Annotated in this window: 12 protein-coding genes; 4 read left to right on the plus strand and 8 right to left on the minus strand. The window is 42.8% G+C overall.

Translation table 11 applies throughout. The annotated features are described in order from the left end of the window. Positions 1-5: 5 nt before the first annotated feature. The 5 genes from N745_RS0111120 to N745_RS0111140 all read right to left on the minus strand — a co-directional run bounded on the left by N745_RS0111120 (position 6) and on the right by N745_RS0111140 (position 5,263). Positions 6-1,355: a hypothetical protein gene (locus N745_RS0111120; protein ID WP_024852205.1), complete on the minus strand. Its 1,350-nt coding sequence runs from the start codon at positions 1,353-1,355 to the stop codon at positions 6-8. Positions 1,356-1,378: 23 nt separating this feature from the next. Further along, positions 1,379-2,368, minus strand: a complete 990-nt coding sequence (locus tag N745_RS0111125) for a glycosyltransferase family 2 protein (protein ID WP_024852206.1) — start codon at positions 2,366-2,368, stop codon at positions 1,379-1,381. Between the two features lie 144 nt (positions 2,369-2,512). Further along, a complete protein-coding gene (locus tag N745_RS0111130) occupies positions 2,513-3,952 on the minus strand; it encodes a sensor histidine kinase (RefSeq protein WP_024852207.1) in 1,440 nt (479 codons plus the stop codon). Further along, positions 3,945-4,664, minus strand: a complete 720-nt coding sequence (locus N745_RS0111135) for a response regulator transcription factor (protein ID WP_024852208.1) — start codon at positions 4,662-4,664, stop codon at positions 3,945-3,947. Before N745_RS0111135 ends, N745_RS0111130 begins: the two co-directional genes overlap by 8 nt. Positions 4,665-4,720: 56 nt before the next feature. Further along, positions 4,721-5,263, minus strand: coding sequence for a cytochrome P460 family protein (locus N745_RS0111140; RefSeq protein ID WP_038070746.1), 543 nt, complete (start codon positions 5,261-5,263; stop codon positions 4,721-4,723). Between the two features lie 193 nt (positions 5,264-5,456). On the opposite strand from N745_RS0111140, the gene dauA reads away from it, so the two are divergent. From dauA to N745_RS0111160, 4 genes are all read left to right on the plus strand, one after another. After that, the gene (dauA, locus tag N745_RS0111145; protein ID WP_024852210.1) at positions 5,457-7,187 is read left to right on the plus strand and encodes a C4-dicarboxylic acid transporter DauA; all 1,731 of its coding nucleotides are present in this window, start codon (positions 5,457-5,459) and stop codon (positions 7,185-7,187) included. 35 nt (positions 7,188-7,222) lie between these two features. After that, on the plus strand, positions 7,223-8,218 hold the full coding sequence (gene zntB / locus N745_RS0111150) for a zinc transporter ZntB (RefSeq protein WP_024852211.1): 996 nt from the start codon (positions 7,223-7,225) through the stop codon (positions 8,216-8,218). 24 nt (positions 8,219-8,242) lie between these two features. Beyond that, complete coding sequence (locus N745_RS0111155; protein WP_024852212.1) at positions 8,243-9,544, plus strand: APC family permease; 1,302 nt, start codon at positions 8,243-8,245, stop codon at positions 9,542-9,544. Between the two features lie 120 nt (positions 9,545-9,664). Then, positions 9,665-10,492, plus strand: a complete 828-nt coding sequence (locus N745_RS0111160) for an RMD1 family protein (RefSeq protein ID WP_024852213.1) — start codon at positions 9,665-9,667, stop codon at positions 10,490-10,492. A gap of 45 nt (positions 10,493-10,537) precedes the next feature. On the opposite strand, the gene N745_RS12725 is transcribed toward N745_RS0111160, so the two are convergent. The 3 genes from N745_RS12725 to N745_RS0111175 all read right to left on the minus strand — a co-directional run bounded on the left by N745_RS12725 (position 10,538) and on the right by N745_RS0111175 (position 13,393). Then, positions 10,538-11,125, minus strand: a complete 588-nt coding sequence (locus N745_RS12725) for a hypothetical protein (RefSeq protein WP_024852214.1) — start codon at positions 11,123-11,125, stop codon at positions 10,538-10,540. A 141-nt stretch (positions 11,126-11,266) separates the two neighbouring features. After that, the gene (locus N745_RS0111170) at positions 11,267-12,427 is read right to left on the minus strand and encodes a DUF3095 domain-containing protein (protein WP_024852215.1); all 1,161 of its coding nucleotides are present in this window, start codon (positions 12,425-12,427) and stop codon (positions 11,267-11,269) included. Between the two features lie 18 nt (positions 12,428-12,445). Beyond that, the gene (locus tag N745_RS0111175) at positions 12,446-13,393 is read right to left on the minus strand and encodes a homoserine kinase (RefSeq protein ID WP_024852216.1); all 948 of its coding nucleotides are present in this window, start codon (positions 13,391-13,393) and stop codon (positions 12,446-12,448) included. Between the last annotated feature and the right edge of the window lie 66 nt (positions 13,394-13,459).

Genomic DNA, 13,459 nt, shown 5'->3' on the forward strand with positions numbered 1-13,459 from the left:
AGATTTTATTTTACAGGCACAACCTGCCAAATTTTGTAACCCTCAGGAGTCGAGGCTTGTAACTTTAAGCAGGGTAAAGGCAATCCGACCGCAGAATTTTCCACATATTTGTTAAAACCAAATTCATGCAAAAACTGACAGGTGACTTTATTGTCCAAAGTGGCTTGCTGGATTTTCTTATCGGAAAAACCAATTTCCATCGCTGGCGCTACTTTCACCAATTGTTGAGCACCCTGGTTCACTACCCAAAAATTAACCCCAAGGTTTTGTGTCATCACATGATCGTGCATTTCAAAGTAGGGCTTTGTTGGTGTTTTGGGTTCGTGGCTGAAGTAAAAGCCATAATTACCTAACGTGACTTTCACCATAACCAACATAAAGAGAATTAAAAATGGGTGTGGGCGAACTTTCCACTCTCTTGCCAATAAAATCGCCACTATTGGAATCAAGTTATCAAGCATATATCTGATTTGCATCGGCAAAGAAAACCAGGCAGCGGTCAATGCCCATTTCTTCTCCGAAGTTCGCCACTTATAAACAAACAATACGACTAGGCCGATAAATATCAGCGACAAGGGTAAAGAAAAAGCATTTTCTGAAACCTTAATGCCGGGAATACGCATCGCACCAAAGTTCAAAATATCCAATACTTCTTTGAAATACTGGCCACCAGTAAACCACTGCCAACCAGCCAAACCGAAAATCAAAGGCAAAATGTAAATACGTCGCCAGATGATTAACGGCAATAGATAGATAAAAAACAGATGGTAGAAACTCGCCATCAAACAACCTAGTAATAGGTGTATGACCATATCCCATTTTGGTTTGAGTGGATAAAAAGTGATGCCGATAGCAATAAACATAAATAGTGTTTCAAAAGTGGTCGGTCTGGCAATTAAAAAACGAGAACCTACTGCCCAAACCAGAATCAAGACCACCAATACTCTGGTGTCACGATGAGCCTCTTTTAAATTAAGATAAATGGCTAACGCGAACAAACCAATAGACGCGGCTTGTATCAACTTAATGGCAAACGCCCCCATGGATTGATACAAATGACCAACCAGCCAGTCAAAGCCAAACCAAGCATCAAAATGATAAGGATAACCATCGAACATTCTGCGGTAATCAAAATCATACTGCCAGGCATGGATATGTCGGAGCAAGTCATCTTGCGGCATAGGCGAGAAAAACAGCGTGATGCCGAACAGAAACAACCAGACAAGCACAAAAGATAAACTACGGTCCTGCCATTGCGGATCTTCAGGCGTATAAATGGGTTTACGGCCATACCAATAGTTTGCCAAGAACAATTGCCAGTCGTTCTGTAGCCGATTCTTAAAGGTTTCTAACATTAAGCGATTCCTGAAATTCGACGTTAAATACGCTGACTGCTACGGAAAATGAAGCGTTTGATTTCTCGACTGTGACTGTTGATGTTTTCGGAAATCAATCCAATGGCAAAGGTTAACAGCGTCAATACAAAGCCACCCATGCTAACAATCAACGTTGGGAAGTGTCTTACCTTGTCTGTCATGATAAATTCGGTCAACGGAATCGAAAATGCGACCAATGACATAATCAACAGCAGCAAACTGGCATAACCATAGAATTGAAGCGGTTTCTTCAACTGATACAACCAAACCAACTTAAACAAGATGCGGCTGCCGTCTTGAATGGTACGGAGTTTGGAGTGAGAATCTTCCGGTCTTTCGCGATATGCCACTGGCATTTCGGCAAAACCAACACCCAAATCAAAGGCATGCACGGTTAATTCTGTTTCCACTTCAAAGCCAGACGCTACCGATGGAAAGCTTTTCACAAAGCGCGCGGTCATTACTCGCATACCCGAAAACGGATCTTCAACTTCCATATCAAACAAAGTAGAAATTGCCTTAGAAAATAATCGATTCCCTAAATAATGTCCCGCTCTGGTATGACTGCTTTTGTCTTTCAAACGGTCTCCGACCACCATTTCCAAATGGTCATGCTGTAATCGTTTAATCATCTCTGGCAGATATGAGGTTTCATAAGTGTCATCACCATCAATGATGATGAAAATATCAGCATCAATTTCACCAAATGCTTTTTTCAAAGCTCGCCCTTTTCCAGGTCGCTTTTCACAACGCACAATCGCACCAGCCGCTGTCGCCACAGCGCAGGTATCATCCGTAGAGCCATTGTCATACACATAAATACCACAGTTGGGCAAAACTTCGCGAACAGATTCAATAACCTTAGTGATTGTTTGAGATTCGTTGAGACAAGGAATCACCACTGCGATTCTTGGTGAAGTAGTAGACTGACCTTCTTCAGAAAACTCAAGAGAATTTTCGACCAACCTGAGAGAAGGATTAAGCGCAAACATAGACAACTTTTAACACCAGTGATAAGTTAAAACGCATATTATGCGCTTAATGAACACTCAACGTTTTTGAAGTTTTTTATTGGCTTATTGTGCAACTTTATACTAACTAGAACAGATTTAAACAAACACCCAGCCTGGCAGATTTTATTGGCATAATTCAGAACTCGGTTTGACATTTAATACGATTTGAAAGCAATTTTTATTATTCTCATACTGGTAAGTCAGAACCCCTGCATGCTTTTCAACAATGAAGCGGACAATGGCAAGCCCGAACCCAGTATGATTCCGCTCTGCTGTGCTATTCGTTCTACCAACGACTAACTTATGCTCCAATAACCTATGAACCTCATCCAATTGGGCGCCGGCACTACAGACGCGTATATGAATCTCGGTATCAGCTTGATAAAGATGAAAACTTACCCAATCATCGCCATATTTAACGGCATTATCCAATAGGTTTCTAATCGCACTTTCCATCAATTCCTTGTCAAATTTCATCTCTATCTCTGGATGAATGTCCACCCACCAATCTACGTTTGGCGATAATGACTGATACTGAATTAACAGCGTTTCACAAAACGCACTCAGCGATTGATGGCGCTCATTAAGCGGAATCAAATTGGAATCTAACTTTGCGTATTCAAACAGTCTGTTCAAGTAATTCTTCAACTTTATACCATTCTGAAATGCTACCTCTAAGTAAACGGTAGAGTCATCTAATTTCGCTTGCTCGATATAGCCAAGTAAATTGGTTAATGGCGTTCTTAAATCATGGGATAAACTGGAAATCATGAAACGCCTTTGTTGATCCGTTTGCTGAATATGCGCCAACTGTTCATTGAGTTGCATAGACATATCAGAAGTGGCAAGCGCCAACTCATCTAATTCATCGTTCAGCTTTTTCGGTGCTAAAATCACCTGTTGAGGATGCTGCTTAAACTGTTTTACTTGTTTCGATAATAAGGTGATACGACGATTCAAAAAGTAAAATAATGTACCGCCAAGTCCCAAACCAAGTAATAAACTCGTGATAAAAGACCAGCCACTCAACTTTAGCAGTATGCTTTCTTGCAAACGTCTATCCACCTCTTCTGCAATATGCGATTGAATTACTACATAAAGATAAGCTTCAGGATGATCCGCATTTGGCAAATAAGCGACAGAAAAAGGACTTTTGCCATCAAAGCTTCTCGGATCATCCCCGAGAATAACCCCTTGAGATGGGTGATTCAAAAAATGTTGCAGGGGCTTGGTATCAATGTGACTGCGTTTGATCTTATCGGCATTTGCCGAGTACTTAAGCAAGTTACCAGATAAATCCACAAGATAAATCTCAAGATTCGGGTTCAGCAACATATAACGATGGAAAGTATCTTCAAGCGCTGGTTCATTGAGCTTACCTTGCTTGACCAGTTCGTTATCTTGTATCAAGGTTTGGGCAACATCTGCGTTGATCTTGATTTGCACCTGCTTCAAATAGTGGCTGGACAAGGCGAGGCTCAACGCCAAATAGCTGATACCCATCACGGAAAAAATCGCGACTAGCCACAAGCTATACCGTCTGGAGATTTTCGATTTAAACATGTTCAGTTGTCTCGGATAAACAAGCAGGATTCAAGCGATAACCCACGCCCCAAACCGTCTCTAAAATTTTTGGCTTAGCAGGATTAGACTCGATTTTCTTCCTTAAACGATTAATGTGAGAGCTGATGGTATGCTCAAACCCGAAATAGTCAGATCCCCAAATTTGCGCCAACAAATCATGTCGAGTAAAAACCTGATTTGGGGACACCGTAAACAACTTCAACAGGTCAAATTCCTTGGTGGTCAACTCTAGCAAAGACTCTTTCAACCATGCTTGGCGGGATTGCAAATCCAACTTGAGGTAACCGACCTGAACAATCGTGTCTAGAGTGTTGTGCGTTCGTGAGCGCCGTATCAAAGCCTTAATGCGCGCCTTGAGTTCTTCCAGCCCAAAAGGTTTGCTCAAATAATCGTCTGCTCCTAATTCCAATCCTGCAACCTTATCTTGCTCGTCAGAACGCGCGGTCAACATCAAAATAGGGGTAATATGGTTTTGTCTGCGAAAATAACGACAAAACTCAAGGCCATCTCCATCAGGAAGAGACAAATCGAGAATAAGAAGGTCAATAACATTTGATTCAACATAGGATTTCGCTTGTTCTAATCGATCCAATATCGTGGCTTGCCCTTTTAAGCTGCCTATCTGGAGGCGAACTAAATTAGCGATGTCTAGATCGTCCTCCACAATTAAAGCTTTGAATAGATCGCTCATATGAATTCCTTAAACTCTGCCCATCACCGTTGTGTTCTGGGCAAAGGCGCTACCAATTATGGTAAACGACTTGGCAAAAGTGCAGGCTTGTGGAACACCCAATCCTGATTCTTCACTGGCGTGTGACAAGCAACACAACTGGCATGGGCGGATCCTCCCGCATCTGCAAAAGGTTTTTGCGCCATACCAACCCATCTGGCCCACCCCCAACCATGGGTAGAAGCCCATTTCTTACTATCCTTGAACATAAATTCCGCATGAACAAACTTGCCAGGAACCTCTGCCGTTGGCCAATGAGGGTCTTTTTCTTTTTTCCAAACTATTTTGCCTAACACTGCTCCATCAGGCCAAGGGTTGGTTTTGCCTTCCTCAATAGCTTTGATCGCTGCTTCATTTCCCAACACCGCACGAAGCGTTTTATTATCGTCTCGATTAGTTACAGAAATCAGCTTCCAATTCTGGTAACCGGCAGGAAATTCAATGCCATCCACCGTTGCTGCAGGCAATTTATTGGCAGATTGAGCAAAAGTGACTTGCATAGGCAAGCTCAATGCAAAAAATACCATTGCTTTCAAGTTTAACATGTTGCGTCGTTTCATTCCTTTTCTCCATGTGGTCATTAAAGGACCTTCATTATCAAGGTCGTAGCACCTTGAAATCCTCACAAAACTTTCACAAACCAATATTTTTCTTCCACCCCCCAGCCTGGCAGATTTTTGCTTTTGCTTTCATGTTTTTGCTACACTTTTTAAATCCTTCCTTTACCCGCTATATAAAAGGAGCAATCGCTCTATGCTGACTAATTGGTTTCCCAATTTGCAAAGTTTTTGGCACAGTCTTACCCAGCCTGCGGATTTAAAATCGAATGTGTTGGCTGGGTTAACGGTAGGCATCATTGCTTTACCTTTGTCTATGGCATTGGCAATCGCTATCGATGTGCCTCCACAACATGGACTTTACACCGCGATGATTGGTGGTGTGCTCATTGCGCTTTTGGGCGGCTCCAAAATCAATATTTCTGGGCCAACGGCCGCGTTTGTCGTGGTGCTGTTACCAATTGTGTATCAATACGGATTGGGCGGCTTATTGCTTAGCGGACTCATGGCGGGCGTTATTCTAATCATTATGGGTTTAACAAAAATGGGGCGCTTAATTGAAGTGGTTCCTTATCCTGTCACCGTCGGTTTTACATCAGGGATTGCGGTGGTTATTGCTACCCTACAGATTAAAGATTTACTGGGGCTGCCCTTACCTACTTTGACTGGACATTTTTTGGAAAATGCCAGCACGATTGTTCAAGCACTGCCACAATTTCACTGGCAAGAAACACTAGTGGGTCTGCTGACCCTCTTCACCTTTATTTTTTGGGGCAAATTAAAATCTCACATCCCGCCACACCTGATTGCACTTTTAGTCGGTACCCTCTCAGCCTTACTTCTACAATTCATTTCCCCTGGCTTTCACATTGAAACTATAGGGTCACGTTTTCACTATGTGGTGGACAGTATTTCTGGGCAAGGCATCCCACCATTCTTACCGGAATTCACCTTACCTTGGAATCAAGCAGGAGCAGATGGCAAGCCATTACAATTGTCGTTTGAACTGATACACAACCTGCTCGGCCCTGCAATTACCATCGCACTCTTAGGGTCAATTGAATCTTTGCTTTGCGCCGTAGTTGCCGATGGTATGACCGGTACTAAACATCAGCCAAATAAAGAATTAATTGGGCAAGGTATCGGTAATTTGGTGGTGCCATTTTTCGGTGGTATTCCGGCTACCGCAGCCATTGCCCGTACTGCTGCCAGTATTCGTTCTGGTGCTAACTCACCTTTGGCATCAATCGTTCATGCGGCTTTTGTGTTAGGGGCAATCGTATTTTTTGCGCCTTTACTATCCCATATTCCTATGGCGGCTTTGGCTGCGCTACTCGTTATGGTGGCATGGAATATGAGTGAAGCGAAGCACTTTATCCGTATTTTAAAAATCGCACCGCGAACAGATATTGCGGTTTTACTCACCTGTTTTTCCATTACCGTACTCTTCGATATGGTGATGGCGGTCAGCATCGGCATGGGCTTAGCGGCATTACTGTTTATTAGTCGCAGTATCCAACTGACAGAAATCAAGAAGTGGGAAAATCAATCGGAACATCCTCACTTGAAAGATCTACCGAAAGAAATTGTGGTTTATGACATCAACGGCCCTTTGTTTTTCGGGTCGGCACAAAAAGCCTTGCACAGTATTGCAACCGTAAACCCAGAAACCCGCGTGGTCGTACTCGATATGAGCGATGTTTCAATGCTGGATATGAGCGCCATGATGGTGCTAGAAACGATTTATTCACGATTGAATGCGCAAAAAGTCGCTATCATTATTAATCAGTGCAATACTAGGTTGACTTTGAAATTAGGCAAAGCGGGGATTCGCCATCAACCTGGTGAAGTGGAATTTTCTAGAAACATACAAGAAGCCATAGAAATCGCACAAACAGCTCTACTTAAAGAGCCCGCTGCTGAATAATATCTGAACATCACTAAATTGTCTCTGGAGGCTACATGAGTGACCACATTTCCCACCAACATGAAGAGAAGGGGTTGATACACGCCTTTTTGATGGATGGTAACGGTGGTGGTCGTCATTTGAGCTGGGACGAAGTTCAAAACTGGACGCCTGATCAAGGCAAAATCTGGCTACACTTCGACTACACAGAAGCTTCTACCCGGCATTGGTTAGAAACCGATAGCGGTCTTGATCCTGTGATTATTAATGCCCTACTGACAGAAGACACTCGCCCCCGTACCACCAATATCGAAGATGGCTTGCTTATCACCCTGCGCGGTGTCAACAATAACCCAGGAGCCGACCCGGAAGATATGGTCTCCATTCGACTCTGGTCAGACGCAGATCGCATTATCTCTACCCGCAAGCGCAAGCTGCTTTCTGTCAAAGATTTATTGAGACAACTCGAGCGTGGAAAAGGCCCGAAGGATATGGCGGAGTTTATTGTCTATCTTACCGATCGCCTAGTATGGCGCATGATTGATACGATTGATCAACTGGAAGAGCAAATAGACGATATTGAAGATAAAGCGCTGACTGAAAACCCAGGTGGATTACGTCACGAATTGTCCGAATTAAGACGTCAAACCATTGCATTACGCCGCTATCTTTCCCCCGAACGGGATGCTGTAACAAAAATCATGGTAGAACAAGTGAGTTGGATTCACGATATGCATCGTATGAAAATGCGAGAAGTTGGTGAGCGCTTAATTCAACATATCGAAGACATAGATGTGGTTCGTGAAAGAACCTCCGTTATGAACGAACAACTGTTAAACCGTATGTCAGAACAACTTAACCAACGCATTTATGTGCTATCGATTTTATCTGCTATTTTCCTGCCACTAGGTTTTTTAACAGGCTTGCTAGGCATTAATGTTGGCGGTATTCCCGGCTCACAAAACCCAATTGCTTTTTGGGTTTTTGTCGGCATACTCGCTGTCGTCGTCGTGATGCAAGTAGCCATATTATGGTGGAAAAAATGGTTTTAACAGCCAGCTTCACCAAGGAATTAAATGACTAAACCCATACGTAGCATCGGACTAATCGGCGCCATTGCCATAGGCATTGGCGGCATGGTGGGTGGTGGTATTTTCGCCGTTTTAGGCGAAGCCGTTTCTTTAGCTCATGGCGCAACTGCGGTGGCTTTTCTCATGGCAGGTGCCGTAGCTCTGCTAACCTCTTACGCTTATGCCAAGCTATCGGTTGCCTTTCAAAGCCAAGGTGGCACTGTGGTGTTTATCGACAAAGCATTTCACCACAATATACTATCGAGCAGCATGAACTTTATGCTTTGGTTGAGTTATCTGGTGACGATTTCTCTATATGCGGTAGCGTTTTCATCTTACGCACAAACCTTTTTCCCGCATGTCCACTCTATCGTGTTAAACCATTTTTTTATTACCCTAGCGATTTTACTACCCACATTGATTAACTGGATCAGTGCTGCATTTGTCAGTAAATCTGAAACCTTTATCGTATTACTCAAAATCATATTGTTGGTTTTGATTATTGTTACCGGATTCAGTTATGTCGATCCGAAGTCTTTAGACCCCCATCAGTGGAAAGCCCCTCTATCGATTTTCGTGGCAGGAATGGTGATCTTTGTTGCCTATGAGGGCTTCGAGCTGATTGCCAATGCCGCAGAAGAAATCAAAGACCCAGAACGTAACCTGCCCCGTGCTTTTTACGGCTCCATTTTGTTTGTTATTCTGCTTTATGTATTGATTGCAATTATCACTGTTGGCGCAGTACCGGAAGCACAACTGATGCAGGCAAAAGATTATGCACTTGCCTTGGCTGCCAAACCTGCATTGGGTCAACTTGGCTTTATCCTGGTCGCTATCGCTGCTCTATTGGCGACCTTTTCTGCCATTAATGCCACTATTTACGGTAATGCACGATTAGGCTTTATCATCGCAAAAGAAGGTAGCTTGCCAAAATTTCTAGAGCGGGAAAAACGCAACCAACCACTGATGGCGATTATCATCACATCTGCTTTAAGCTTACTGATTGCTAACAGCATTCCATTAAGTCAAATTGCTATTATCGGTAGTGCCAGCTTTCTACTGATATTTTTCATGGTCAATTTAAGTGCGCTCAAGCTTCACCAACAGATTAAAGGAAAACCTTGGCTGTTTTTTATAGCGGCTATGTCGAGCTTGGCAGCTCTTATAACGCTTTTAGTTCACACCTATCAGCTTCACAAAACAGCAGTGATGATTTTCTTTGCTTTCCTCATACTCTCAATCAGTTTTGAATTGCTCTATGGCCGTTGGGTAAGAGGGCATTTCTTCTACCGACCTTATTCAAAATAAGGCTTTAATAAATACTGCCCGATTTTGTTCTAAAACAGTTCTGACAGTGATAGGATTTTCTTTAAAATAGACCCAGCCTGGCAGATTTTACATGCTGGTTTTATCCTTGAGGATTCCCATATGCCTAACCTTTCTACGCCAAACGAAACCAGTAGTGAACTCAATCTATTATCTGTTTATCTTCCAGCAGATTTGAACCATCATGAAGTCGCTGAAAAACTCAACATGCCACTCAAAAAAGGGATTGAAGCCTCCTTTTACGCGGAAATTATTGAAGAAGATTCTCATCGCTTTTTGTTTTTCACCCAGTTTGATGTCATTACCTTTATTAACTGGCCAAAAGAATCAGTTAACGAAGCATTGACTAAACTTGGGTTGGCAGAACCTTACACACAAGCAACGCTTTATCAGGACTATCAAATCCTACTTAATGCCAACGCATCGGCACCTTTTCATGTTGATAACAATAGAATAGAAATCCGAGAGTTAAGCTTATGGCCGCTGATGATCGTAGCCTTGGTGATTGCACAAAGTGTTGGTCTGGAAAAGTTCGAAAAAGAAGTCGATCGCTTCTATACCAAAGGTCGAAATATGGTGGAAAACTCCAGTCGCCTTGGTTGGGTTAAACGTCATCATTTTACGGATTACGCCATTGAATTAAGTCTGTTACGACATGATATGGTGCTAGATCTGATGCTGTTAGACAAACCCAATATTCTTTGGGACAACGAAACCTATGAAAGCCTCTATAACCGCTTGGCAGAATTGCTCGATTTGCAAGAACGTTTTGAGGTCGTAAGTTACAAACTCAATGTGCTTAAAGAAGATATGACGATGATGATCGATCTCCACCAACATAAACATAGCTCGTTTTTAGAGTGGATTATTATTGTGTTAATTTTGGTAGAAGTCTTTATGGGGCTTTGGGAAATGTTTTTCAAACACTAATAAAAAAGCCGGCTATAAAACCGGCTTTGACCAACCTTAAAAAGGTTAAGAAGCTTTCGCAGCAGGTGCTGGTTTCGCCATCATGTTTTTAGGGCGGTAATAGTTTTTCGCTATCATTTCAAACTGTGCAGGTGTTAATACAGAACGCACAAAAGCGCGACACTTCAATTTACCGTGCATGATTTTTGATCGCAGTTTGATTGACTCCTCACCCACTTTGATAATGGCATTATCATCTTCACCAGCCAATGCCATTTTTCGGGCTTTTCTTTCTAGCTGGACGACTTTTTCAACCATGCCACGCATTTTACCTATGTTTTTGGTATGAAAACCCATCAACTTATCATACTGTTCTTTAGTTAGGGCCAAAGGGTTTCCACGTTTATAGCTGCCCATTAGTCTAGGCATCAAATTCGGCATAAAGTTGGCGTGTCCCAAATGACGTTTAAACGCCTTTCCTGGACCCATTCCTGCACCGGGCCCCATACCAGCACCCATACCAGCACCCATTCCTTGACCCGGCCCCATGCCCGCACCAGGCCCTGAACCAGGCACTCTTTCAATAGCATAAGCTTGAGAAGCGAAAACTCCCGTTGCTAAAACAAGTAACATCGCTTTAATGTAACGCACCATAAAACCCTCCTAGGGTTAACTATTCATAATGGACATGATCAGACTAAGTTTACACCGAAGTCATAGTTTTTCATTATCATTAAAAAATGATATTTGGGAATAGTTTTTTCGTTAAAGTATTATTTCAAATCATTAAAAAGGCTAAGACTGATCGGCTTTTATCTGCAATTTAAGCTGCTTGGCTGCCATGGCATAACCGCCGTCTGCGGCATCGACAAAATGCACGTGATCTGTTCCTGTCTTTTCGACCAGACAAGTGATGACCGCGGCATCCGCCTGGTGACAACCATAAAACAAAATACCGGCTTGGTATTGTTCTTCCAGCCATGCCAATAGCGCTTGCAAGGAAGACAAATCGCAAGACAAAACGGTTTTGAAATTATCATCCAGTTTTTGATAATCGGAGTTTTCAATCAGATCCGATTTATAGTTTCCCCAATCAAACCCATCCACTTCTTTATGCGTTTGCATCCAATAAACCCCTACCAGGTTCTCCAAACGGATACGGATGGCTGTTTTAAGTCGGAACCAGAGAGAGTGATGAAAGCTTTTTGCCCGAGTTTCGGCTTTCAGCTTGTCACTATCGAAACTGAGAGATAAATTTCCTGTACTAAGCGGATGGTGCTCGACACGATCACCCAGCAATTCTTCGATTTTGTCGGTCAAGCGTTGATAGAGTGTCAACGTCACTTTCTGCTCGGGTAAACGTGATTTCACCAGTAAACTAAACGTCACTTGTTTTGGGCTAGGTATTTGATTCCATCGGCATTCAAAACCGGAAAAGTCCGCCTCGGAGGGCGTATCGGCTGGCAGTTGATAGGATGCAACTTCTTTTATCAACGCATCGGCTTCATCCATACCGCCGCCCATAAAAAAATATTGAGTCAAATTGGGTGCGCTACGATAACGACATAAACGGATTTTCTGCTTTAATTCACTGACAGGCACAACCCCAACTCTTAGCGTCAGATCCAATCCTTCGGAAGCCAACTCCTGACAACCACGCATTGCACGTTTGACCTTATCGATTAGCTCGGGCGGCACACAAAAGCTCGCACCATCTCCGCCAAACACATAAGGCAGCCGATAAGGTTTTGCCGCATTAACGACCGCAGCAATCGTACTGCCGCCTACCGCATTAACATCTCTGTAACGGCCTTCTTCTATAGCTTTGGTGGAATTAACGACATCAGTGACAATAACATACCAGTCTGAAGGCAACTCGGTATAGGCATCGCAATTTAGGGTTTGTTCAAAATGGGTAAAAAGGGGAAGTGACGCTTCAAAATCTATCGAAGGCATGACTGCTGAAACCAGCCTTTACAAAGGCTGTGCATTGTCTCGGTGATGTTTTAGAATCGCTTTAAAGACATTCGGGTCTTTGATTTGCGTCATTTCACCTTCTCTCGGAATATGCTTGTCTTTCAAACGAGATAAGAAAAAACGCAACGCCGCCAAGCGTAAGGCATAAGGCCAGGTTTCTTTTTCTTGCCAGCTCAGTTCACGAATTTTTTGATAACTGGATACCATGGCATCGACTTTTTCAGCATCGAAAGTCAAATCCGGCGAACGACACCAATCATTGACCATGACCGCTAAATCATAAAGTAATGGGCCATTGCACGCATAATATAAGTCGATAATACCCGACAACTGATCGCCATCAAACAATGCATTGTCACAGAAAAGATCTGCATGGATCACACCATGAGGTAACAGCTCCCATTCATAGTTTGAAAGCAAATTGATTTCTGAAGAAATAAGGTTCGTTTCATCTTGTGGCAAGCGAGTCTGAATCAGATCGAAAGTCGTTTGCATCCAATCCAAATTGCGATCATTTTCACGGAAATCTTCAAAATCCTGCCCTGCCATGTGGAATCGAGCCATTTGCTCACCCATCACTTTGCACTGCTTCAGAGTCGGAAGTTCAACACCATCTCCTTTTAAGCGTTCAACTAAAGCGGCAGGTTTGCCTTGGATGGATTTTAAGTAGCCGTTGGATAGAGTTTGTTCAGGATGCGCGGTCGGAATGGCATGCTCTGCCATAAAAGCCATGATATTTAAAAAATAAGGCAGTTCGTCAAAACTATGATGCTCAAATACCGTAAGAACAAATTGATGATGCTCACCCTCTTTTTCCGTATTAACGAAATAGTTGGTATTTTCAATTCCAGCACTAATCCCTTCATAGGAAGACAAAGTACCGACATCATAATCTTGTAAAAAAGCTTCTAGTTCTGCTTGTTCTATGACTGTATAGACTGACACAATCTAAATCCGAATATAGGTTAAAATAATGAACGAATTTTACCATAACTCATCAAAATCTAGGCA

The sequence above is a fragment of the Hydrogenovibrio kuenenii DSM 12350 genome, assembly GCF_000526715.1.
GTDB classification, from domain to species: domain Bacteria; phylum Pseudomonadota; class Gammaproteobacteria; order Thiomicrospirales; family Thiomicrospiraceae; genus Hydrogenovibrio; species Hydrogenovibrio kuenenii.